The following is a 22,639-nucleotide window of genomic DNA, read 5'->3' as shown; positions in this document are numbered from 1 at the left end:
GGCATGCGCGAGCGCTCCCGGGTGCTCCCAGGCGAGCGCGGGCGTGCGCGGCCCCACCCCGGGATCAGGCCCGGACGGCGCGGTACGAGCACTAGGATGACCTGCGTCAGCCCGTCGTGCCGGAGCGCTCCGCAGCAGCCCGGCGCCGCACCACCATCGGAAGGCCTCTCGATGCCCGAGCACCACGACCCGGTTCCCACCCGCGAGAAGGTGCTGGTCATCGGCGCGGGCCCCGCGGGCCTCGCGGCCGCGGCCGCGCTCAAGGCGCTCGACGTGCCCTTCGATCTCGTCGACCGCGCCAAGCACGTCGGCGGAATCTGGGACGCCGAGCGCGAGGACTCCCCCCTGTGGCCGACCCTCGAGATGGTCTCCTCGCGCACCTTCACGCAGTACGAGGATCTCCTGCAGCCGGTCTCCTTCCCCGAGTTCCTGCAGGGCGCGCACATGGCGAAGTACCTGCGCGCATATGCCGCCCGGCACCAGCTGACCGACCACTTCCGCCCCCGCACCGCCGTCCGCTACGCCCGCCCCTACGGCGAGGGCGTGTGGCAGGTGGAGCTGTCCACCGGCGAGATCGCCGTCTACGGCGCCGTCATCTCCGCCCACGGCACCTCCGAGCGCCCCCACCTCCCCGAATGGGCCGCCGAGGTCTCCCGGTCCCTCCGCGTCATCCACTCCAAGGACTGGGACGGGGCCGACGGGCTCGAGGGCCAGCGCGTCCTCGTCGTCGGCTCCGGTCAGTCCGCGGCCGACATCGCCGTGGACGCCGCCCGCCGCGCCCTCGACGTGCGCTGGTCCGCCCGCACCGGCCATTGGGTGGTGCCCCGTCGCATCGCCGGCATGCCCGGCGACGTCGCCGCCTCCCGCGAGCCCGCGATCCTCGGCCGCCTCAACGAGCGCATCGCCGAAGCCGTCATCTCCCGCGCAGTCGGCGACCCCTCCGACGTCGGGCTCCCCCGCCCCGCCGTCGGACCGCTCGACGACGCGGTGATCGTCTCCGACGACGTCCTCGACCGCATCCGCGAGGGCCGCATCACCCCGATCGGCGAGGTCACCGGGGTCGACGACCAGGGCTCCCCCGTCTTCGCCGACGGCGCCTCCTTCGCCCCCGACCTGATCGTCCTGGCCACCGGCTACGAGACCGGAGCCGACCACCTCCCCGAAGGGGTCGTCCCCCGAACCGCCGACGGCGACCTGGACCTCTTCCTCGGCGCCTTCCCCCGCGGCCGCGACGACCTCGTGGTGCTCGGCCAGAACCGTGTCGGCGGCGGAGTCCTCCCCGTCCTCGTCGAGCAGGCCGACATCGCCGCCTATGTGATCAAGGCGCACCTCGACGGCAGGGCATCGGATTCCGGCTCGTCGGCCTCCAGCTCCTCGGCCTCCGGCTCGTCCTCGTCGTCCGCGTCGTCCGCTGCCGCCCTCGAGGAGTTCCGGCGCCTGCGCGCCGGCTCGGATCGTGCCGTCCCGGTCACCTCCTCTGCCCCCGCTGCCCACGCTCCGAACTCGGCCGGGTCCTCCGCTGGATCCGCTGGCTCTGCTGGCTCTGCTGGATTCGCTGGGTCGAGGTCGGGCCTGCTGGGGAAGATCGGCTCCGCGTTCAGCACGGCCGCTGGTGCCGCCGCCGGAGCGGCCGGTGCGAACGGCGCCTCCGCGCGCGCCGGCAGGGAGACGGACGCTCGTGTCAGCGGCCGCCCGGGCGAGCGCATCGTCCCCTTCACCGACCGCGAGACCCTCCTCGGTCGCCTCGCGACAGTGCGCGCGCTCTTCAGCTGACGACCGCGGACGCCTGCTGACGGTCTGCTGCCCTCTACTGACGGTCTGCTGCCCTCTACTGGCTCCAGCTGACGGTCTGCTGGCTCTCGGGCCGACCCCCGGCCCGCTGTCCCCGCCCTCCGTACCCGTCCCCGCACCCGCACCCGCACCTCGCATCGTCTCTTCGGAGACCAGCAGTGTCCGTCTACCACCGCTCGGGACGCGCTCGAGCGGTGGTAGACGGACACTGCTCTAGTTGAAGGCACCGCGTTCGAGGCGAAAAGGCGAGAGCGAGCGGACCCTAAGAGCCCGAGGGGCCCGAGGGGCCCGAGGGGCCCGAGGAGCGCGAGGAGCCCGAGGAGCGCGAAGAGCCCGAGGAGCGGGAGATCGCGATGAGTGTGAAGGCCCCTGCCAGCACCGCGACGGCAGCCAGCACGAGGACAGCGACTCCTCCGCGCTGCTGGTCCGCGAGAGCGTCGGCCCACCAGGTGCGTCCGGTCGCACCGAACCAGCTGGGCAGGAGGACCGCGTCGCCCACGGCGAGGAACGTGCCCGCGACCAGCAGCAGCAGGACCGGGAGGATCAGCACAGGCAGCGCGGATCGAGCAGCGGCGGACGTCGCGCCGCCAGCCGACTCAGCGGCACCATCGGGCCCCGCGGCACCATCGGGCCTCGCGGCACCAGCGGATGTCATGACGGCTGCCGACATGAGCATGGGCACGGCCCCGGCCAGAACGGCGAGGAGCATGAGCGCGAGGTGGGCGACATGGGACTCCAGGGCGGCTCGCAGCAGGACCGGGGACGCATAGGAGCCGATGAGCAGGGCCGTCGGCAGGGCGGAGACGAGCATGGCCACCCATCGATGCGCGCCCAGCCAGGAGAGAGCTCGCGACGTCGAACCTGAGACATACGGGAGATGCAGAGCACTCGGGTCATGCGGGTCATGCGGATCACGCGGGTCATGCGGGGAACGAGGAGAGCGCAGACGGTCACCGCTCTTCTCGAGGCGTCCGTCCAGGATCCCGCTGGCCCATGCGCTGCCGATCAGGGCTCCGGGCACCAGCGCCAGCAGGACGTGCTGGACGAGGTGCGCGGACACCAGAACCTTCGCGTAGACGGCGAGGGGTCCGCTGGTGAGGAGGATCAGGAGGACGGCGCCGAGGAGCAGCCGCGAGGTCGCTCCGCGCGAGCGGACGGGGGCCGCGGGGCGCCACCACACGAGGGCGAGGACGCAGGCCAGGGCCATGAAGAACGGATCCGGACGCCATTGTGCGAGGGCCTCGGGGAAGGTCGGCGCGATGGGCAGGGCGTAGCCGGTGAGGATCGCGGCCGGTCCTGTGGCGGCCGCGGTGTCGCTCGCCGGCGGAGGCGAGGAGCTCATCGCCGCGGCGAGCGCCATGGCCAGGCCCATGAGTGCCAGCTCGAGGATCGCGAGGCGTCGATAGGCCGAGGCGGGCCCCGAGGGCAGCACGGAGCCGGACCCGGCCGAGATCCCGGCAGCGAGCTGACGGCGCTGGAGGAAGCCGAGGATGCCCAGGGCCAGCAGGAGGACCGCCTTGGTCAGGCCGATCTGCACGTAGGTGCTGGTGAGGATGTCTGACGGGCCGTTCATGCGCACTGCCAGAGCCCACACACCGCTCGCCGCGAGAGCGACCCAGCAGATCAGCGCGAGATGCGAGTAGCCGCGCACCACGCGGGCATCGTCGCGGGAGGAGGGCGGCAGCAGCTGCAGCACGGCCAGGCCGCCTGCCCAGACGCCGACTGCGAGCAGGTGCACGAGCATCGTCGAGGTGGCGACCTCGTGGCTCGCACCTCCGGAGGCGTGCCCGGTCATGGCGGCGGCGAGGGTCATGACGGCAGCGGTGATCGCGACGGCGCGGGCCAGGCCCCGGGAGGCCCCGCCGACGGCGAGCGTGGTGGCGGCCGCGGCCACGAGCAGCGCTGTCAGCAGCCAGACGCCGAGATCCGTGCGGACGTACACGCCGAGATCGGAGCCGAAGCGCTCGGACCCGACGGCCTGGCCGGTCGCGATCGCGTAGGAGAACAGCAGCCCCAGGCCCCGGGCGAGGGTGGTCGCACCCGCGGCGATCGCGACCAGGCCCATCGCACGGGCCCGGTCCTCCTGGTCGCGCAGCAGCCAGCCGGCGAGCACCGATCCTCCGAGCATCACGGCGGCGGCGAGATCGCCGACGGTCGAGGCGATCGGTGCGCCGCGTCGGGCGATGGCGCCGGCGTCCAGGAGCACGAGGGCTCCGCCGCTGGCGGCGTCGGCCGCGAGCACGGCGATCGCCGACAGGCCCGCGATCGCCGCGATGATGGCGATCAGCGTCGTCGGACGGACCGGAAGCCGGCGTGCGAGGGCTGCGCCGCCGTCGGACGGCGTTCTCCTGGTGCTGCTCACGAGGCGACCACCAGGCCGCCCCAGAGCATGGCCATGCTCACGCCGATGGTGAGCATCAGGTAGGCGAGAGAGATGGCGGCGGTGCCGCGGCGCACGAGCTCGATGACGTCGGCCGCGGCGTGGGCGAGCGTGGACATGCCGCCGAAGATGCCGACGGCCAGCAGAAGATAGATGATCTCGCCGCCGCCGGTGGCGGAGCCCAGCTTCGCGACGACGATGCCGGCGCCGAAGCACGCGACGGCATTCACCATGAAGGTCGTCCACGGGCGCATCTCGACCTCGGTGGCGGGCCGTGCGATGCGCACCAGCAGCGGCGGCAGATACTCCCCCGCCGCCCAGCGGGCGACGGATCCGATCGCTCCGCCGATGCCGATCAGCAGCAGGGCGGAGCCGACGAACAGCACGGGGCTCATGCGCGGGCGTCCTTCCGCGAGGAGCGTCGATCCCGGTGCTGATCCGAGCGCCCGCCCTGGCGCCGATCCGAGCGCCGATCCTGGCGCCGGCCCGGGCGTCGGCCGTAGCGTCGGCCGATCAGCATGCCGCCGGCGACCGCGGCCAGGCACAGCACGATCGTCAGCATGGCGTAGTTGAAGGCGAGGATCGGGAAGTCCGCCCCGATCATCGCCGATCCCTCGAGCACGACAGTGGAGACGGCGGTGAAGCCCCCGCACAGGCCCGTGCCCAGCAGCGGCACCGCCCAGGCGGGAGCCCGCCGCACGTCGAGCACCCCGTTGAGGCCCCCGAGGATCAGGCAGCCGATCACGCTCACGGCCAGGGAGGAGTAGGGGATCTGCACGAGGGTCGGCGTGGTGACGGCCGGCAGCCCGAGCGCGACGGCGCCCCGGAGCATGGAGCCGATGCCGCCGCCGAGGGCGACCAGCAGAGCGGTGCGCAGCGGGCTCAGCGCGGGCTGGGCGGGACCGGAGCCGAGGACCCCGGCCTCGTCGAGGTCGGAGAAGCGCAGCGCGGCCATCTCGACCGTGTGCATGCGCGGGTCATCGCGGCGGCGCGGGTCAGCGCCGGAGTCGGGGCTCGAGGTCACCGGATCAGGGTACCGACTGCGACTGGACCCGGCCGGTCACCCCCAGACCAGCCCGAGCGAAGGATCCTCGAGCACGGCGGAGATGTCGCGAAGCAGCACGGCGCCGAGGGCTCCGTCGATCAGGCGATGGTCGAAGCTCAGCGCGAGCTGGGCGACCTTGCGCGGGACGATCTGCCCGTCGACCACCCAGGGCTTCTCCTTGATGGTGCCGACGCCGAGTATCACGGACTCCCCCGGGTTCAGGATCGGGGTGCCGGAGTCGATGCCGAAGACGCCGAAGTTGGTGATGGTGATGGTGCCCTCACGGGTCGCCGACAGCGGCGTGCGGCCCGCGCGCGCGGTCTTGGCGAGGTCGTCGATGCCGTCGGCGAGCTCGCGCAGGGTCATCAGGTGCGCGTCCTTGAGGTTCGGCACGATGAGCCCGCGCGGCGTGGCGGCGGCGATCCCGAGGTTCACGAAGTGCTTGTAGACGATCTCCCCGGCCGCCTCGTCCCAGGAGGCGTTGACCTCGGGGTTGCGGCGGATGGCGACCAGCAGCGCCTTGGCGATCACGACCAGCGGGCTGATCTTGACGCCCTGCCATTCGCGGGACTTCTTGAGGTCGTCGATGATCTGCACGGTGCGGGTCATGTCGATCTCGTTGAAGACCGTCACGTGCGGGGCGGTGAAGGCGGAGGCCACCATCGCCTCGGCGGTGCGCTTGCGCACCGAGCGGATCGGCACGCGGGTGGTGCGCTCATCGCTCGTGACCCCGGCGAAGGGCTGATCGCGCACGGACTTCATGGCGCCGCCGAGCCCCTCGGGCACCTGCGGGGACTCCTCGGGGAAGTAGGCGCCGTCGGCTCCTGCGCCGACCGCCGGCGCGCCCGCGCCGACCTGGTCCCCGGAGATGGCCCGTTGCTGGGCGGCGATGACGTCCTCGCGGGTGACGGTGCCGCCGGGGCCGGTGGCGAGCACGTCGGCGAGGGCGATGCCGAGGTCGCGGGCGAGCTTGCGCACGGGCGGCTTGGCGAGGATGCGGTCGATGGGCACCTGCGGCTCGTCGTCCTCGATGGTCCGACGACGGCGCCGGCGCTGCGGCGCCGCACCGGTGGACCCCTTGGCGCCGTAGCCGACGAGGTTCTTCGGCTCGTCGTCGGCCGACGCAGCAGGCGCAGCGGACTCGGCCGACGCAGCGGGCGCAGCGGACTCGGCCGACGAGGCGGGCTCGGCCGACGGGGCGGCGGGAGCAGCCGGCGCGGCGGGCTCGGCGGTCTCCGCCGTCGGATCGGCCGACGGAGCAGCCGGCGCGGGACCGCCCGAGGTGTCGACCTCGATCAGCGGGGCGCCGACGGCGACCTCGTCACCGACCTTCACGAGAACCGCGACGACGGTGCCCGCGACATGGCTGGGCAGCTCGACGGCGCTCTTGGCGGTCTCGACCTCGATGACGGGGTCGTTGATGGCGACGGTGTCGCCGACGGCGACCCTTATGCCGAGGATCTCGGCCTCGGTGAGGCCCTCGCCGGGATCCGTGAGCAGGATCTGCACGATCGACGAGGAGGAGGGTGTCGGGCTCATGGCGAGGATCCTTTCAGTGCTCGAGGACGCGGTCCACCGCGTCGAGCACCCGGTCGAGGTCGGGCAGGTAGGCGTGCTCCATCCGGGCCGGCGGATAGGGCGTGTGGTAGCCGCCGACGCGGGCGACGGGCGCCTCCAGGTGATAGAAGCACTCTTCGGTGATCTTCGCGGCGATCTCCGCGCCGAGTCCGCCGACCACCGGGGCCTCGTGGACGATCACCAGGCGCCCGGTGCGCTTGACCGAGGCGGCGATGGTCGGGATGTCCAACGGGGAGAGCGAACGGGCGTCGACGACCTCGAGGTCGATGCCCTCGGCCGCTGCGGCCTCGGCGCACTCGAGCACGAGCGGCATGCTCGGTCCCCACGCGAGCAGGGTGACGTCGGTGCCGGGGCGTCGGACGGCCGCCTGCCAGGGCGAGAGCTCCGGACGATGATCGGGGTCGACGTCGCCCTTGATCCAGTAGCGGCGCTTGGGCTCGAGCATGATCACCGGGTCCTCGGACTCGATGGCCTGGCGGGTCATCCAGTAGGCGTCCTGCGCGGTGGAGGGCGCGAGGATGCGCAGGCCCGCGGTGTGCGCGAAGAGCGCCTCGGGGCTCTCCGAATGGTGCTCGACCGCGCCGATGCCTCCGCCGTGGGGGATGCGGATGACCATCGGCAGGTTCACGCGGCCCGAGGTGCGGTTGTGCATCTTGGCGACCTGCGTGGTGATCTGGTTGTAGGCGGGGAAGACGAAGCCGTCGAACTGGATCTCGACGATCGGCCGGTATCCGCGCACGGCGAGGCCGACGGCGGTGCCGACGATGCCGGCCTCCGCGAGCGGCGTGTCGACCACGCGCTGGGAGCCGAACTCGGCATGCAGGCCGTCGGTGACGCGGAAGACGCCGCCGAGGACGCCGACGTCCTCGCCCATGATGAGGACCTTCTCGTCCGCGCGCATCGCATCGCGCAGGCCCGCGGTGATCGCCTTGGCGATCGGCAGGGTCATGGAGGTGGTGGAGGTCGTGGGGCTCATCGGTTCTCCTCCTCGGTCTCGAACTGCGCGACGTGCTCGAGGTACTGGGCGCGCTCGGCGTCGACGACCGGGTGGGGCTCGGCGTAGACGTGCTCGAACATCCCCACAGGGTCCGGGTCCTCCATGCCATGGATGTGATGGTGCAGCTGCATGGCGAGATCGTGGGCCTCCTCGTCGCAGCGGGCGACGAAGCCGTCGTCGATCTCGCCGAGCTGCTCGAGGTGGCGGCGCAGGCGCAGGATCGGGTCCTTGGCCGCCCATTCCTCCTCCTCGGAGGCGGGGCGGTAGCGGGAGGCGTCATCGCTCGTGGTGTGCGCGGCCATGCGGTACGTGACCGCCTCGATGAACTGCGGCCCCTCCCCGGCACGGGCCGCGTCCAGCGCGGAGCGCACCGCGGCCATCACGGCGAGCACGTCGTTGCCGTCCACGCGCACCGAGGGGATGCCCCAGCCGCGCGAGCGCTGCGCGAGCGGCACCCGGGTCTGCACGGAGGTCGGCACCGAGATCGCCCACTGGTTGTTCTGGGTGAAGAACACCACCGGCGCCCGGAACGACGCGGCGAAGGTGAAGGACTCGGAGACCTCGCCCTCGCTCGAGGCGCCGTCCCCGAACAGGGCCAGCACCGCGGTGTCGCTCTCCCGGTCCCCGGTGCCGACGAGGCCGTCGCGCTGCAGCCCCATGGCGTAGCCGACGGCGTGCGGGGCCTGCGAGCCCAGCACGATCATGTACGGGTGGGTGCGCAGCTCATTGGGGTCCCAGCCGCCATGGCTGACGCCGCGGAACAGCTCCAGCAGACGCCACGGCTCGATGCCGCGCGCCCAGGCGATGCCGTGCTCGCGATAGGTGGGCACCAGGTAGTCCTGGGTGCGGGAGGCGTGGCCGGCACCGATCTGCGCGGCCTCCTGGCCCAGCGCGCTGGCCCACAGGCCCAGCTGCCCCTGACGCTGCAGGCTCGTGGCCTCGAGGTCCGCCGCGCGGATCATCACCATGTCGCGGTAGTAGCCGCGCAGGCGCTCCGGCGAGGCCAGGTCGTCCTCGCCGCCGGAGCCGGCGAGCACGGCGTCGAGCTCGGGGTGGGGTGTGCGGGTGCCGTCGGGTGCGAGAAGGCCGATCATCGGCTCCTGATCCGCGACGGGCGGGATGCTCGTGGAGAAGACGCTCACGACGGGGAGACTAACCTACGGTGCCGTAAGTTCCAAGCAGGGGCGTGGCGCCGCCCCCTCAGGATCGCGTCCCCGGAGCGCTCGGCACCGCCCCGCCGTCGTCCGACGATCCACCCGCTCCCGCCCCGCCGTCGGCCGCCCGAGCCCGACCGTCGGCTGCCCGAGCCCGACCGTCAGCTGCCCGAGCCCGACCGTCGGCCGCCGATCCGCCGACGATCGGGCGACGACGGCAGAGCATCCGACCGACCTCGGTCCGAGGATCCCCCGACCAAGGTCTACCGTCCCAGGCGCAGCGTTGACCTGCACCGTCGCTCGTCCGACGGTGGAGGCATGAACACCCCCACCCCTCCTCGAACATCCCCCGTCCCTCCCCTCGCCGCACCTGACCCGGCTCCCGACCAGGCACCGGACCCCGCATCCGGCTCAGCTCCCGGCTCAGCACCCGGCTCACCTCCTGACCCTCCTCCCGCTCCGTCGTCCGCGGGCGTCGGCTGGCGCAGCGTGATCATCTTCGCGGCGATCGCCTTCGCGATCATGGCCGTGTGCGCGGCACCGTTCTGGGTGCTCGAGGGAGGGATCGCACACCCTCTGTACACCCCCGTGATCTCGATCGCGATGCTCGCGCCGACGATCGCATCGGTCGTGGTCGCGAAGGCCGTGGACCGGACGTCCTGGCGCGACGCCGTCGGCCTCCGCTTCCGCGGTCGCTGGAAGCGGATCCTGCTGTGGGCTCCCCTCGCGCTGCTGATCATGCTCGCGATCAACCTGGCCAGCGCCGTGATCATGGTGCTGCGCGGCGTGCCCGGCGACCTGACCGGCAGGACCTGGGCCGCGGAGATCACCCAGGTCTACGCCGAGGCGGGCGTGGAGATGCCGACGGCCGCCGCGATCGCCCTGGTCCTCGCGATCACCCTCGCCGGCCTGCTGATCACGGTGATCCCCGCGCTCGGCGAGGAGATCGGCTGGCGCGGCTGGCTGTGGCGGCGGCTGCGGCCCTCGGGAGCGCCGGCGGCGATCGCGGTCGGCGGCACCATCTGGTCGCTGTGGCATCTTCCGGTCGTGCTGATCGGCCACAACTACACCGGCGAGCCCCGCTGGGCGGCGGTGCTGATGTTCATCCCCGCCTGCATCGCGCTGAACCTCCTGTTCGTCGCGATCACCCGGCGCGCAGGCGGGAACCCGATCCCTGCGGCATTCGCCCACGCGACGCTGAACTCCACCGTCGGGCTCTGCATCGCCATCGTCGCCACCGACGAGACCGTCGACGGCCTGAGCTGGTTCATCGACACGCCGATGGGGATCATCGGGATCGTGCTCGTCGCCCTCGTCGGGCTCGCGATCTGGCCGCGACGGCCCGTCGCCGAGGACGACCTGCGCGAGCAGCAGGGATAGGGAACCGGTCGACCCGCCGGGCGGGACGATCAGACGTTCGCCGACACGGCCGCCGCCCGCCTCCTCTCCTGCTCCTCCCACAGGACCTCGACGTCCAGGGGCGGCTGGTCGGCGTCGAGGTCCTGGACCTCGAGCGGGCAGTCCCCGAGATCGTCGATCGCGAGGCGCTCCCCACCGCTGAGCATCGACTGGTGGGCGACGACGCCGGGGAGCGTGTACCGGGCGGACTGCCAGGCGTTGACCTGCGGCTGCTTCCCGTCGATGACGGCGCGGGCGAAGTCGTCGACGAGGAAGTGGTGGGCGCCCTCGTGCCCGTTGGGCATCCCCTGGAACTCGCGGGGCAGGCGCGCGAGGTTGTGCACGGCGGCGGAGCCGGCCACGAAGGCGTCGCGGAGCGTCGGGGAGACGTCGGCGAGGCGCGGGTCGTCCAGGCTCATGCTGGCGGCGGTGCGGATGAGCTCGGTGAGCTCGAGGACGCGCTCCTTGTCGTGCCAGTAGGTGACCTCGATGGTCTCCTCGAAGCTGGACTCCTCGCCGAAGAAGCGGAAGCGCGACTCGCGCCTGTGGCTCGGGTAGCCCACGCGGCGCAGCTCGTTGGTGCGGAAGGCACCGCCGTTGTCCATCTCGAAGAGGGCGAAGGCGTTGGAGACGTCGTTGGCGAACATCGAGACGTCCTTGTCGAAGACCCCGTCCCGACGGGTGTCCGGGCGGCCGATCGCGGAGACGGAGACGGCATGCCGCGGGATCGCGCCGAGGATGCCGCCGATGGAGTGCGTGGGATACAGCAGGGGCGGGTAGGAGGCGGTGGACTTCCACTGCTCGCCGCCGGAGTAGCGGTAGGCGTCGTAGAAGCCCAGGTCCATGTCGTGGACGTAGTCGCCCTCTGCGTAGAACACCTCGCCGAAGACGCCGCTGCGGTGGAGCCGACGGGCGGCGACGACAGCGGCGTTGTACTGGCTGGTCTCGCCCATCATGTAGACGAGGCCGGTCTCGGCGACGAGGCGGGCGATCTCGCGGATCTCCGTCTCCTCGATCGCCATCGGGACGGCCGAGTAGACGTGCTTGCCGGCCTTCAGCGCGTCGATCGCGATCTGCCCGTGCGTCCACCGCTGGGTGAAGATCGCGACGGCGTCGACGTCGGAGGCCAGCAGCTCCTCGACGCTCGAGAAGCGTCCTGCGAAGCGGACCGGATGGCTCTCGCGCTGCTCGACGGCGTCGATGCGCTCGGCGACGGAGTCCACGGCGTAGAGCGCGTCGATCTCGGGATGCGCGGCGAAGAGCTCGGCGAAGTGGGAGCCGAACTGGCCGATCCCGATGATCCCCAGCGTGAACGACATATTTCCTCCTTGAAATAAAGTGGTCGGCAGAACGCTACGGGACACCGGCGCACCGATCAAGAGGCAGCGGCGGACCTCCCGGATCCGCGCGGGACGACGCTCAGATCCTGCGCCAGCGACCGTTGCGCCACACATCGCGCCAGGGCGGCACGGACTCCCCGCGCGCCGCCATCCGACGTCGCAGAGCCCGCCGCGACAGCAGCATCCCGACCACACCGATCCCCAGCATCGGCAGCTGCACCGCGAACGCGACGCGGAAGGCATGCAGGTCGTAGACGCCGTCGGGGCGCAGACCGTCCAGCACCATGCCGATCAGCAGGATCGCGACCAGGCCGCCGATGAAGCCGCCCATGATCACCACGCCGGTCGCGGTGCCCAGCCGATGCTTGGCCAGATCCGTGCGAGGGAAGTCGAAGCCGACGGACGAGGCCGGTCCCCCGATGGAGAACCCGGCCACCAGCACCAGCAGCAGCCACATCGGCGCCGGCCCCGGCCACAGGACGAGCGCCAGCAGGGGGACCACGATGCTCGCCAGGATCAGCAGGACCAGGGTCGAGCGGCGCAGCGGATGACGCTGCGTGAGCGCCCCGACCAGCGGCCCGCCGACGATGGAGACCACCACCAGCACCGTCATCACGCTCGAGGCCGCCGCCTGGCCGAGCCCCTCCCCCGCGGTGAGGTACGGGTAGCCCCACATCATCGCGAACACGATGCCCGGGAAGCCCGCCGTGAAGTGCGTGAAGAATCCCAGCAGCGTCGCGGGGTGCCGCACGATGCGGCCGACGACGAGCGGGATCCGTCGCAGGTCCTGCCGGGCGGCAGGCCGGGAGGTGCCCGGAGGCGTCGCCCGCACGACGAGCAGGGCGAGCACCGCCGCGCACGCGGCCACCCCGGCGGCGGTGCGGAAGGCGGGGCTCCATCCGGCGGAGCCGAGGATCATCACGAACGGCACCGCGGAGGCGATCTGGCCGACCTGGCCGAGGATGCCGGTCAGCTGCGTCAGCAGCGGCACCCTCGATGCCGGGAACCAGGCGGGCACCAGTCGGATCGCGCTCGAGAAGGTGAGAGCATCACCGGCTCCGACGACGACACGCGCGAGCATCGCCAGCGCGATCGTGTCCGTGGTCGACAGCAGCAGCTGCCCGAGCGCCATCAGGATCGCTCCGCAGGTGAGCGTCACCCGGGACCCGTGACGGTCGAGCAGCAGCCCGGCGGGGATCTGCGCAAGCGCATACACCAGCAGCTGCAGCACCACGAAGGTGGAGACGATGGTCGCGGACGTGCCGAAGCGCTCGGTCGCCTCCAGACCGGCGACACCCATCGTGGTGCGCTGCATGACCGCGGAGGCGTAGGCGAGGATCGCCGCGATCCACACGATGTAGGCGCGCGCGCCGCCGAGCGCCGGCGCACGGCGACCGGCCGTCGCTCCTGCGGCGGCGGGCGTGTCCGACGGAGCGTCCAGGTCGGCCGGTTCCGACGGTTCTGACAGGCCGGGCGGGCCAGGCTGGGCAGGCGGAGCCGCGGAGGATGTCGGTTCCGCTGGCGCGTTCCGGGTGCTGTCGTCCCCGGGGACGTCGGCCCCTGCTGCGTCGGCCCCTGCTGGAACCGCGTCGCGCCCTGCCATGCTCAATCCTTCTCTCCGTCCGAGCGCGCCGGACGGGCCCGGGACGATCGTCCTTTCCAGGGTAGTCGTGCCCGGCGGCCGTCCTCAGCCGTTGCCGTGCGGTGTCCGTGACGGACGACCCGACGCACGGCGGGACGGATGGCGGAATGGGTGGCGGAATGGGTGGCGGGACAGGTGGCGGGACGGAAGCGCCGGCGCCTGTGCTGTGATTCACTGTCCGCATGCACCCGCTCGTGGGTCGTCGTGTCACCGGGTACCTGCTGGACTGCGTCGGGTACCTGGCGATCCCGGCGGCCCTGGTGCCCGCCGGGATCGCCGTCGTCAGGCTCACCGACCTCGGCAGGAGCCGAAGCTATCCGCTTCTCGTGAGTTCGATACCTCCGATCGTCGCGGCCGTCATCGCGGCCCGTGCCGAGGCCGGGCCGCACCGCGCCACCTGGGGGAAGCGGAGGATGGGCCTGCAGGTCGAACGCATGCCCGCCGCGTCAGGCGGAGCACCTCCGACGGAAGTCGACAGGACGAGAACCGACAGGACGGAAGTCGACAGGACGGAAGTCGACTGGACGAGAGCCGACGGTGGACGTCCGCTCTCCCTGGGACGGGCGCTCATCCGCAGCACGATCAAGATCGCCGTCCCCTGGCAGGCCGGTCACATGACGACCATCAGCGCGATCCGGGGCGATTTCGAGGACGGCGACCTCCTGGCCCGCGGGGCCGCCGTCGTCACCTACGCGATGATCGGTGCCATGGCGGTGACGTGCCTGCGCGGCAGCGGTCGCGGCCCTCACGACCTGCTGGCCGGCAGCCGGGTCGTCGAGATCCGCAACGAGATCCGCAAGGAGGACCGCGATCAGGTCCCCGAGATCAGGAGCGGGAGCGGAGCCACTCCCCGGCGACCTCGATGAGCAGGTCCGACGCCTCCTCCTCCGCGATCGTCGCCCGCACGCCGTCGGCGCCGTAGCCGCGCAGGACCAGGCCGCGCTCGTCGGCGAAGGCGACGAACTCCGCACTGCGATCCCCCAGCGGGAAGTACACGAAGTTCGCCTGCGAAGCCGGCACATCCCAGCCCTGCTCGGCGAGCGCGGAGGCGACCCGGTCCCGCTCGGAGCGGATCCATGCAGCCTGCCCGTCGAGGGTCTCCCGGACCTCGGGACGCAGAGTCGCGAGCGCCGCGGCCTGAGCCAGCAGGTTCGATCCGAAGGGGACGGTGACCTGGGAGAGCCCGGCGGCGAGGCGCGGATGCGCTATCGCGTAGCCGATGCGGAGACCCGCCAGGCCCTGCATCTTCGAGAAGGTCCGCAGCAGCACCACGTTGCCGTGCCGGGCGAACAGCGAGGCGCTGTCCAGGACCGTCTCGGGGTCATGGAACTCCCGGTAAGCCTCGTCGATCGCGACGACGACGTCCGCGGGCACCGTGGCGAGGAAGCCCTCGACCTGCTCGGTGGTCAACGACGGTCCGGTCGGGTTGTTCGGCGTGCACAGGATCACCAGGCGCGTGCGCTCGGTGACGGCGGCGGCCATGGCCTCGAGGTCGTGCTCATGCCCTTCGGTCAACGGGACCGGGACAGAGGTGCCGCCATGGGAGCCGACGAGGATCGGGTAGGCCTCGAACGACCGCCACGCGTGGACCACCTCGTCTCCCTCGCCGACGACGGCCCGCACGAGATCACCGGTGACGGCGACAGCCCCGGTGGACAGGCAGATCTGCGCAGGATCCACACCGTGCTCGGCGCCGAGCGCCTCGCGCAGCTCGAGCGCGGCCATGTCCGGATACCGGTTGGATCCCTCGAGCGCGGCGATCGCGGCCTCCCGCACCGCGGGCAGCGGCGGGAACGGCGACTCGTTGGAGGAGATCTTGAAGTGGCGCGTCCCATCGTCGGCCGCCCGACGTCCCGCGACATACGCGGGAAGCTTCTCCAGCGCAGGGCGAAGACGGACGGACTCGACAGGATGCTGCTCAGGGGTCATGGTCTCAGCGTATTCCCGGCGGGCACACGCACAGCGGCTCGCCCACCTGGTGGAGACGCCTTCCCGACCTGGTGGAGAAGCCTTCTCGACGTGGGAGAGATCCTTCCGAGCTGACCTGGTGCGGCTTCCGAGCTGACCTGGTGCAGCTTCCGAGCTGACCGAGAGGTGCTTCCGACGAGCGGATCAGCGCGCCCGTCGCCGCACCCGCCCTGAGACCGTGGCCCTCCTCCCCCTGCCTGCGGTCCGTTCCGGATGGAAGGATGGGGCCATGCGATTCCTCGGACACATCATCGTCACCGGCCTGGCGCTGTGGGTGACCGCCCTGATCCTGCCCGGGATGCACCTGGGCGACGACAGCGCCACCCTGCTCACCCAGGTGCTCACGATCGGCGTCATCGCGCTCATCGTGGCACTCATCAACACGATCGTCCGCCCGATCCTGTCCTTCCTCGCCTTCCCCATCACCTGCGTGACGCTCGGCCTGTTCCAGCTGGTCGTGAACACTCTCATGCTCCTGCTGGCCGGCTGGGTATCGGGCCTGTTCGACCTGACCCTGGAGTTCGACACCTTCTGGTGGGCCCTGCTGGCGGGCATCATCATCGGCATCCTCTCCTCGATCGTCGAAGCCGTGACCGGGCTCGGGGAGGACTCCGACCGCTGAGGCATCGGCCCAGCAGCTGGCGCTGAGCAATCAGCACCACCGACATCAGCACCAGCACCAGCAGGTCTGGCTGGACTCGGCAGGTGTGGCAGCAATCGGTAGGCCTGGCTGGACTCGGCAGGTCTGGCTGGACTCGGCAGGTCTGGCAGCAATCGGCAGGTGAGCGGCAGCTGCCTCGCATAGAGCAGGGCATCTGCCGCTCAGCTACCGATCATGGACACTGTGTCCCGCCGCCGGGCTTGACGCGCTGATCGAGGCCAGGCCGTCCAGATCCGCACCTCCCGAAACCCCACCACCCGGTACCGCACCACCCGGAGCCGCACCGACCGGAGCCAGACCCACCACCACCCAGGCCCACCACCACCCAGGCCCACCACCACCTAGGGCCGCACCACCCAGGCCCACCACCGCCCAGGGCCGCACCGCCCAGGGCAGCGCCCGGCAGTTCCCGCTGTGAGGACCGCAGGACGGATCGGGTGCTGCGGATGGAACAATGGCGTCCATGGCTCACTCCTTCGCGGACATCACTCCCCCGATCGCCCTGACCCCGCTGGACGGGCGCTACCGCTCGCAGGTCGCGCCGCTGGTCGACCACCTGTCCGAGGCGGCCCTGAACCGCGCCCGCCTGGTGGTGGAGACCGAGTGGGTCATCCACCTGCTCGACAACGAGGTCATCCCGGGTCTGCGCACGCTCACAGATGAGGAGCGGGCGCTGCTGCGGGCGATCCCCGAGGACTTCGGGGCCGAGGGCATCGCCGAGCATGCGGAGATCGAGAAGGAGACGGTGCACGACGTCAAGGCCGTCGAGTACTACATCAAGCGCCGCCTCGCCGGCACCTCCCTCGAGCCGCTCGCGGAGATCGTGCACATCTACTGCACCTCCGAGGACGTCAACAACCTCTCCTACGCGCTCATGGTCAAGGGCGCCGTCGAGGACGTGTGGCTGCCCGCGCTCGTCGGCGCCACCGACCAGCTCGCCGACCTCGCCCGCGAGACCGCCGAGGTGCCGATGCTCTCGCGCACGCATGGGCAGCCGGCGACCCCGACGACCCTCGGCAAGGAGCTCGCGGTGTTCGTCCATCGCCTGCGCCGGCAGATCCGCCGCATCGCCGCCGATGAGTTCCTCGGCAAGATCAACGGCGCGACCGGCACCTATGCCGCTCACGCGATCTCCGTCCCGTCGGCCGACTGGCAGGAGGTGTCCCGCACCTTCGTCGAGCACCTGGGGCTCACGTGGAACCCGATCACCACGCAGATCGAGTCCCATGACTGGCAGGCCGAGCTGTATGCCGATGTCGCGCGCGCCGGCCGCATCCTGCACAACCTCGCGACCGACGTGTGGACGTACATCTCCCTGGGCTATTTCCGTCAGCGCCTGTCCGCGCAGGGCGGCACCGGCTCCTCTACGATGCCCCACAAGGTCAACCCGATCCGCTTCGAGAACGCCGAGGCGAACCTCGAGATCTCGGGCGCCCTCTTCGACGTGCTCGGTCAGACGCTCGTGACCTCGAGGCTGCAGCGCGACCTCACCGACTCCACCACGCAGCGCAATGTCGGCCCCGCCTTCGGCCACTCGCTGCTGGCGATCTCCAACATCGTCAAGGGGCTCGCGGGCCTCGACGTCGATGCCGACGCGATGGCTGCGGACCTCGACGGCAACTGGGAGGTGCTCGGAGAGGCCGTCCAGTCGGTCATGCGGACCCTCGGCGTGCAGGGTCACGAGGGGCTGGACAACCCCTACGAGCGTCTCAAGGAGCTCACCCGCGGCCAGAGGGTCACCGGCGAGGGCATGCGCGAGTTCATCGACGGCCTCGGCCTGCCGGATGCCGAGCGCGACCGTCTGCTGGCTCTGACGCCGGCCTCGTACGTCGGCTACGCGGCCGACATCGTCGGCCGCCTGGACGAGAACGCGCAGGCCTGAGCATGGCTGCGCACGAGCCGGAGCAGGAGCGCACGACGACGCCCGAGACGGCGACGGCCTGCGCCCATGGCGACCACGGAACCCAGGGCGATCCCGGGTACCGCGACGGGAAGGCCGCCTACCTCCGACGGCTGAAGCTGGTCGAGGGTCAGGTCCGGGGCGTGCAGCGGATGGTCGAGGAGGACGCCTACTGCATCGACGTCCTCACGCAGATCTCCGCCGTGACGAAGGCGCTGCAGTCGGTGGCGCTGGGTCTGGTGGACGACCACATCCACCATTGCGTGCACGACGCGGCGACCTCCGGGGACCGCGAGGAGCTGGACCGCAAGATGGACGAGATCATGGCGGCGGTCAAGCGGCTCATGAAGTGACCGACCGCGGCGGTTCGCGGCCGACGGCCGCCCGTGCCCGTCAGCGGGGACGGGCCCGTCAGCGGGGACGGGCCCGTCAGCGGGGACGGGCCTGTCACCGGGGACGGACCGAGAGCGCGTCGATCGCGGCGTCGGCCGGGAGCCGCAGCGCGAGACCGACCGTCGCGGCGACGGAGGCCGGGTCCATGTAGTCGCCCTCGCGGTACTCCCCGCCCTCGAAGGAGCGCAGCTCCTTCTGCATGTCGGTCGCGGTGCGGCCGGGATGGATCGAGCTGACCCGGACCCCGTTGCCTCGCTCCTCGGCGCGCAGCGCATCGGTCAGGGCCCGCAGCGCGAACTTCGAGGCGCTGTAGGCACCGCCCCCGGGGCCCGCGGTGTAGCCCGACCCGGAGTTGATGGTGACGACGGTGCCGCGGGCGCGCCGCAGCGCCGGCAGCAGCAGACGCGTCAGATCGGCGACCGCGGTGACGTTCACAGCGAAGGAGCGAGCCCAGTCGTCGGCATCGAGCTCGTCGACCCGCCCGCTGACCAGGATCCCCGCGGAATGGACGACGCCCGCGAGCCCCGTGGGAGAGCGCCCTTCGAGGTCGAGATCCCCGACAGCCGACGTGAGCGCCGCGTGATCGGTGAGCTCTACGACGAACGGTTCGGCCGACGGCAGCTCCGCGACGAGCTCGGCGAGGTCCTCGCCGCGTCGGCCGCCGAGGATCAGATGATGGTCTGCGGCGAGCTCGCGGGCCACGGCGAGGCCGATCCCGCGGGTGGCACCGGTGACGAGGACGGCAGGACGGTCGGACGACGGATCGATCATGCCCGCGAGTGTGCCATGGTCGGCGACGCACGGCATGCCCTGCGGCAGGGATGACGGCATGCCCTGGGGCCGGAGATGGGAGCATTCCGCCATGGAGACCACGACCGGTTCCGCTGATCCGACCCGCCCCGTCGCCGTCTGGCAGGTGACCCGCATCTGGCTGTATGCGGAGATCCTCGTCGTGCTCGGGCTGTCGCTGGGCCGCAGCGCCATGTACTCGCTGATCGATCTGGTCCAGGCGCTGCTGGCCGGGCCGCTGTCGGAGCAGAGCGCCGCGCTGAACCAGTCCCTGAGCGACACCCCGTGGACCGATCTCCTGTACCAGCTGCTGTCGATCGGCTTCAGCCTCGTCCCGGTCGCGCTCGTCGTGCTCCTGCTCGCGGCGACCGCGGGCGGCATGCGCCCGGCCCTCGCGGACCTGGGGCTGGACCTGGCCCGACCGGGCAGGGACCTGCTGCAGGGGCTCGCCATCACCGCGGCCATCGGCATCCCCGGGCTCGCGTTCTATCTGGTCGGACGCCAGATCGGCATCACCGTCGACGTCATCGCGGCGGCACTGGACGCCCACTGGTGGACGGTCCCGGTGCTCATCCTCGCGGCCCTGAGGAACGGCCTGCTCGAGGAGGTCATCGTCGTCGGATATCTGACGCAGAGGCTCGAGCGCCTGGGCTGGTCGGGCCGACGCATCGTCCTCGCCTCCGCCCTGCTGCGCGGCGCCTACCACACCTACCAGGGCATCGGACCGGGGCTCGCGAACCTGGTCATGGGGCTCGTCTTCGCCGAGTGGTATCGGCGCACCCGCCGCACGATGCCGCTGGTCATCGCGCACACGATCATCGACGTCTTCGCGTTCGTCGGCTATGCGCTGCTCAAGGACGCGCTCGGCCTGTGACGGTCCCCCTCAGAGGACGAAGGGCTCCGCGTCGCCGTCGGAGACGATCGGCAGACCGGACTCGAACCACAGGTCCATGCCGCCGACGACGTTGATGGCCTCGTAGCCGTTGGCGTTCAGCCACTGGGAGACCTGGTAGCTGCGACCGCCGGATCGGCAGACGATGTACAGGTCGCCGTCCTCCGGCAGCTCGTCCAGGTGCTCCATCAGGGTCGAGGCCGGCAGGTGCTGGGCGGCCGCAGCATGGCCGGCATCCCATTCGTCCTGCTCGCGCACATCGATCAGCTGGGCGCCCTCGGGCAGCTCGGTCGGGGCGATGCTCTGGATGTCCATGGATCCAGCCTAGCGCCGCCCCGCCCGGCACGCTCAGCCCGCGACCAGCAGGGCCTCCCGTCGCACGAGCGGGGCTGAGACCAGCATCCCGCCGATCACGAGGGCGTACGCCCCGATCACGCACAGGACGTACATGATCAGTCCGGCCGGATCCTTGGAGACCCCACCGAGCACCGCGAGGAACACCAGCAGGGTGGTGCCCGTGGCGAGGATCGAGCTGAGCACCACCGGGATCGCGATCTCCGCGAGCCGGGCCCGGTGCAGCTGCGAGACCTGCGCCCCGGAGATGTGCTGGGCACGCAGCACCGGGCCGTTGTCGATCACCCGAGCGGTCTGGGAGACGCCGACGGACACCCCGGCGAGCACCGCGGCGATCGCGAGGGTCAGCAGGCCTCCGGTGGTCATGGCGGTGTTCATCATGGCCTCCTCGGGGTTCGTCGCCTCCCCGAGCGAGGTGAGGAAGGTCAGCAGGCCCGCGACCACCAGTGCGAAGGTGATGCCGGAGACGGCACGCCAGCCGGCGCGGGGGTCGGCGGCGAGCCGGCGGGCACCCACCAGCAGGGCCGGGCTGTGCGCGGAGCGGGCGATCGCCCTGGCCACCAGCCACACCGTCAGCGGTCCGATCACGTTGACAGCGGCGACCACGGCGGCGACCAGGACGATGAGCATCCCGATGGCGATCGCCGTGCTGGCGTACGCGATGGCCGTGAGGAACTGCATCGCGGCGAACAGCAGCACCACGAGACCGCCGAACACGCCGATGCGCAGCATCGACATGCGCACGGTGCGCGAAGCGCGGGCCACACCGAGCGGGCTGAGCACGATGTTCGTCAGGGCGACCGCCGCCGATCCCAGCGCGATGACGACCAGGCCGACGACGACCAGCGGATATGCCCACCAGGACATCATCAGCTCCGCTGCGGTGAAGGGGGTGATGCCGAAGTCGAGCAGGGTCAGCGGTGGGACGACGGCGAGGTGGATCCCCACGCCGATCACTCCGCCCAGCAGCGCCTGCCCGGCGACGTCCGCGAGGGCGATTCCGCCGACCTGCGCCGTCGTGCCCCCGACCAGGCGCATGGCGGCCATGTCCTTCTCGCGTCGGGACAGCGACAGACGGGCGGCGGCGCCGCCGAAGGACACCGCGCTCGGGACCAGCAGCGCGGTCGCGGTGACCGCGCAGATGACGAGGAACCCGATGACGGAGTCCTCCCCGGTGGTCGCCATGGCCGCGTCCCCGGTCGGGAGGCGCCCGATGAAGGCCAGCGCACCGCCGAGCACCGTGGCGATGATCGCGGTCGAGGCGGCGAAGGCGATCACCGGCAGAGCATCGGCGATCGCCACCCGTCGGCGCAGGAGCAGAGGGGCGGCGGACAGCAGCGGCCTCATCGCGCACCCCCGGCGGTCTGCCCGTCGGCCGTGCCGAGCCCGCCGGCCGTGCCGAGCCCGCCGGCTGCGCCGATCCCGCCGGCCGTGCGGGGCCGCTCGTCCGGCCGATGGAACTCGCGGTCGATGCGACCATCGCGCATGGCGACGGTGCGTCGGCAGAAGGAGGCCACCGAGGCGTCGTGCGTGACCATCACGAGGCTCGCGCCGGTGCTGCGGCACGCCTCCGTGAGCACCGCGAGGACCTGATGGCCGGTGGCCTGGTCGAGAGCGCCGGTGGGCTCGTCGGCGAAGACGACCTGCGGGTTCCCGGCGAGCGCACGGGCGATGGCCACGCGCTGCGCCTGTCCGCCGGAGAGCTGGCCCGGCCTGCGCCCGTGCATGCCCGCGAGGCCCAGGCGGTCCAGCTGCATGCGGGCCTCCGAGGTCGCCGCGCGGCGGGGGACGCCGGCGAGCATCCTCGGGAGGATCACGTTCTCGAGAGCCGTCAGCTCGGGCAGCAGCTGGCCGTCCTGGAAGACGAAGCCGAAGTCGCTGCGCCGCAGCCGGGTGCGCTCGCGGTCCTTGAGCGCCGCCAGGTCACGACCGTCATGGCGGACGACGCCGCTGGTCGGCTGGAGGATGCCGGCGAGCACGTGCAGCAGCGTCGTCTTCCCGCATCCGGACGGTCCCATGATGGCGATGGACTCCGCGCGCCCCACGTCGAGGTCGACGCCATCGAGCGCCCTCGTGCGCGCGTCCGGGCTCGCGCCCCTGTCGTCGCCGTAGTCCTTGATCAGCGCGCGGGCGCTGAGCACGGCGACGGGTGCGGCGGGCGCGTATCCGGGGTGCGCGGCGGGGCCGGGCTGGCCCGCGCGGCCCGTCGGGGCGGTCGTCGGGTCCGGGGAGCTCGTCGGATCCGGGGCGGGGAACGCACCGCTCGGTGAAGGATTCTTCGAAGGCATCGTGCTGGTCATGCCTCGAGGATCCGACGGATGCCGCTCCTTCCGCGTCGGTCCCGGGATCGATCCTCG

The 22,639-nt window shown here is 71.7% G+C and carries 20 protein-coding genes; 7 read left to right on the top strand and 13 right to left on the bottom strand.

Annotated features, from left to right (window positions below):
* Window positions 1–171: 171 nt before the first annotated feature.
* The gene (locus tag ACZ5AJ_RS01135; protein WP_464136382.1) at window positions 172–1,773 is read left to right on the top strand and encodes a flavin-containing monooxygenase; all 1,602 of its coding nucleotides are present in this window, start codon (window positions 172–174) and stop codon (window positions 1,771–1,773) included.
* A gap of 280 nt (window positions 1,774–2,053) precedes the next feature.
* Here the strand turns inward: ACZ5AJ_RS01135 and ACZ5AJ_RS01130 are convergent, their stop codons facing one another.
* The 6 genes from ACZ5AJ_RS01130 to ACZ5AJ_RS01105 are packed head-to-tail and all read right to left on the bottom strand — an operon-like array spanning window position 2,054 to window position 8,885.
* On the bottom strand, window positions 2,054–4,153 hold the full coding sequence (locus tag ACZ5AJ_RS01130) for a copper resistance D family protein (RefSeq protein WP_464136380.1): 2,100 nt from the start codon (window positions 4,151–4,153) through the stop codon (window positions 2,054–2,056).
* Window positions 4,150–4,566, bottom strand: coding sequence for a fluoride efflux transporter FluC (locus ACZ5AJ_RS01125; RefSeq protein WP_464136378.1), 417 nt, complete (start codon window positions 4,564–4,566; stop codon window positions 4,150–4,152). The genes ACZ5AJ_RS01130 and ACZ5AJ_RS01125 overlap by 4 nt, the downstream gene beginning before the upstream one ends.
* Window positions 4,563–5,195 carry a fluoride efflux transporter FluC gene (locus ACZ5AJ_RS01120; RefSeq protein ID WP_464136377.1) on the bottom strand — a complete coding sequence of 211 codons (633 nt, stop codon included), beginning with the start codon at window positions 5,193–5,195 and terminating at the stop codon, window positions 4,563–4,565. Before ACZ5AJ_RS01120 ends, ACZ5AJ_RS01125 begins: the two co-directional genes overlap by 4 nt.
* A gap of 36 nt (window positions 5,196–5,231) precedes the next feature.
* A complete protein-coding gene (locus tag ACZ5AJ_RS01115) occupies window positions 5,232–6,755 on the bottom strand; it encodes a dihydrolipoamide acetyltransferase family protein (protein ID WP_464136374.1) in 1,524 nt (507 codons plus the stop codon).
* A 13-nt stretch (window positions 6,756–6,768) separates the two neighbouring features.
* Entirely contained in the window at window positions 6,769–7,770 is a 1,002-nt protein-coding gene (locus ACZ5AJ_RS01110) for an alpha-ketoacid dehydrogenase subunit beta (RefSeq protein WP_464136373.1), read from the bottom strand.
* Entirely contained in the window at window positions 7,767–8,885 is a 1,119-nt protein-coding gene (locus ACZ5AJ_RS01105; RefSeq protein WP_464138665.1) for a thiamine pyrophosphate-dependent dehydrogenase E1 component subunit alpha, read from the bottom strand. The genes ACZ5AJ_RS01110 and ACZ5AJ_RS01105 overlap by 4 nt, the downstream gene beginning before the upstream one ends.
* A 549-nt stretch (window positions 8,886–9,434) precedes the next feature.
* On the opposite strand from ACZ5AJ_RS01105, the gene ACZ5AJ_RS01100 reads away from it, so the two are divergent.
* Window positions 9,435–10,325 (top strand): CPBP family intramembrane glutamic endopeptidase, encoded by an 891-nt coding sequence (locus tag ACZ5AJ_RS01100; RefSeq protein ID WP_464136371.1) that lies wholly within the window; start codon window positions 9,435–9,437, stop codon window positions 10,323–10,325.
* Between the two features lie 29 nt (window positions 10,326–10,354).
* Here ACZ5AJ_RS01100 and ACZ5AJ_RS01095 read toward each other — a convergent pair whose 3' ends face one another.
* Together ACZ5AJ_RS01095 and ACZ5AJ_RS01090 are read right to left on the bottom strand one after the other, a co-directional pair.
* Complete coding sequence (locus ACZ5AJ_RS01095; RefSeq protein ID WP_464136369.1) at window positions 10,355–11,662, bottom strand: Gfo/Idh/MocA family protein; 1,308 nt, start codon at window positions 11,660–11,662, stop codon at window positions 10,355–10,357.
* 100 nt (window positions 11,663–11,762) lie between these two features.
* The gene (locus tag ACZ5AJ_RS01090) at window positions 11,763–13,286 is read right to left on the bottom strand and encodes an MFS transporter (RefSeq protein WP_464136367.1); all 1,524 of its coding nucleotides are present in this window, start codon (window positions 13,284–13,286) and stop codon (window positions 11,763–11,765) included.
* 221 nt (window positions 13,287–13,507) lie between these two features.
* On the opposite strand from ACZ5AJ_RS01090, the gene ACZ5AJ_RS01085 reads away from it, so the two are divergent.
* Window positions 13,508–14,191, top strand: a complete 684-nt coding sequence (locus tag ACZ5AJ_RS01085) for a hypothetical protein (protein ID WP_464136365.1) — start codon at window positions 13,508–13,510, stop codon at window positions 14,189–14,191.
* On the opposite strand, the gene ACZ5AJ_RS01080 is transcribed toward ACZ5AJ_RS01085, so the two are convergent.
* The gene (locus ACZ5AJ_RS01080) at window positions 14,151–15,254 is read right to left on the bottom strand and encodes a histidinol-phosphate transaminase (RefSeq protein ID WP_464136362.1); all 1,104 of its coding nucleotides are present in this window, start codon (window positions 15,252–15,254) and stop codon (window positions 14,151–14,153) included. The two genes, ACZ5AJ_RS01085 and ACZ5AJ_RS01080, sit on opposite strands and share 41 nt — an antisense overlap.
* Window positions 15,255–15,522: 268 nt before the next feature.
* On the opposite strand from ACZ5AJ_RS01080, the gene ACZ5AJ_RS01075 reads away from it, so the two are divergent.
* The 3 genes from ACZ5AJ_RS01075 (at window position 15,523) to ACZ5AJ_RS01065 (ending at window position 18,207) form a co-directional block, all read left to right on the top strand.
* A complete protein-coding gene (locus ACZ5AJ_RS01075; RefSeq protein WP_464136359.1) occupies window positions 15,523–15,915 on the top strand; it encodes a phage holin family protein in 393 nt (130 codons plus the stop codon).
* A 502-nt stretch (window positions 15,916–16,417) separates the two neighbouring features.
* Window positions 16,418–17,836, top strand: coding sequence for an adenylosuccinate lyase (purB, locus tag ACZ5AJ_RS01070; RefSeq protein WP_464136356.1), 1,419 nt, complete (start codon window positions 16,418–16,420; stop codon window positions 17,834–17,836).
* 2 nt (window positions 17,837–17,838) lie between these two features.
* Window positions 17,839–18,207 carry a metal-sensitive transcriptional regulator gene (locus ACZ5AJ_RS01065; RefSeq protein ID WP_464136354.1) on the top strand — a complete coding sequence of 123 codons (369 nt, stop codon included), beginning with the start codon at window positions 17,839–17,841 and terminating at the stop codon, window positions 18,205–18,207.
* Window positions 18,208–18,301: 94 nt separating this feature from the next.
* Here ACZ5AJ_RS01065 and ACZ5AJ_RS01060 read toward each other — a convergent pair whose 3' ends face one another.
* Window positions 18,302–19,018, bottom strand: a complete 717-nt coding sequence (locus ACZ5AJ_RS01060; RefSeq protein WP_464136351.1) for an SDR family oxidoreductase — start codon at window positions 19,016–19,018, stop codon at window positions 18,302–18,304.
* A 91-nt stretch (window positions 19,019–19,109) separates the two neighbouring features.
* Here ACZ5AJ_RS01060 and ACZ5AJ_RS01055 point away from each other — a divergent pair, with 91 nt between their 5' ends.
* Window positions 19,110–19,910, top strand: a complete 801-nt coding sequence (locus ACZ5AJ_RS01055) for a CPBP family intramembrane glutamic endopeptidase (protein ID WP_464136349.1) — start codon at window positions 19,110–19,112, stop codon at window positions 19,908–19,910.
* 9 nt (window positions 19,911–19,919) lie between these two features.
* Here the strand turns inward: ACZ5AJ_RS01055 and ACZ5AJ_RS01050 are convergent, their stop codons facing one another.
* From ACZ5AJ_RS01050 to ACZ5AJ_RS01040, 3 genes are read right to left on the bottom strand one after another with little or no spacing between them, the layout of a single operon-like run.
* Window positions 19,920–20,243: a rhodanese-like domain-containing protein gene (locus ACZ5AJ_RS01050; protein ID WP_464136347.1), complete on the bottom strand. Its 324-nt coding sequence runs from the start codon at window positions 20,241–20,243 to the stop codon at window positions 19,920–19,922.
* A gap of 33 nt (window positions 20,244–20,276) precedes the next feature.
* On the bottom strand, window positions 20,277–21,629 hold the full coding sequence (locus ACZ5AJ_RS01045) for an FtsX-like permease family protein (RefSeq protein ID WP_464136346.1): 1,353 nt from the start codon (window positions 21,627–21,629) through the stop codon (window positions 20,277–20,279).
* Window positions 21,626–22,582 carry an ABC transporter ATP-binding protein gene (locus ACZ5AJ_RS01040; protein WP_464136343.1) on the bottom strand — a complete coding sequence of 319 codons (957 nt, stop codon included), beginning with the start codon at window positions 22,580–22,582 and terminating at the stop codon, window positions 21,626–21,628. Before ACZ5AJ_RS01040 ends, ACZ5AJ_RS01045 begins: the two co-directional genes overlap by 4 nt.
* Between the last annotated feature and the right edge of the window lie 57 nt (window positions 22,583–22,639).

Source organism: Brachybacterium zhongshanense, from assembly GCF_055385755.1.
This window is presented reverse-complemented; position numbering and strand designations above follow the sequence as displayed.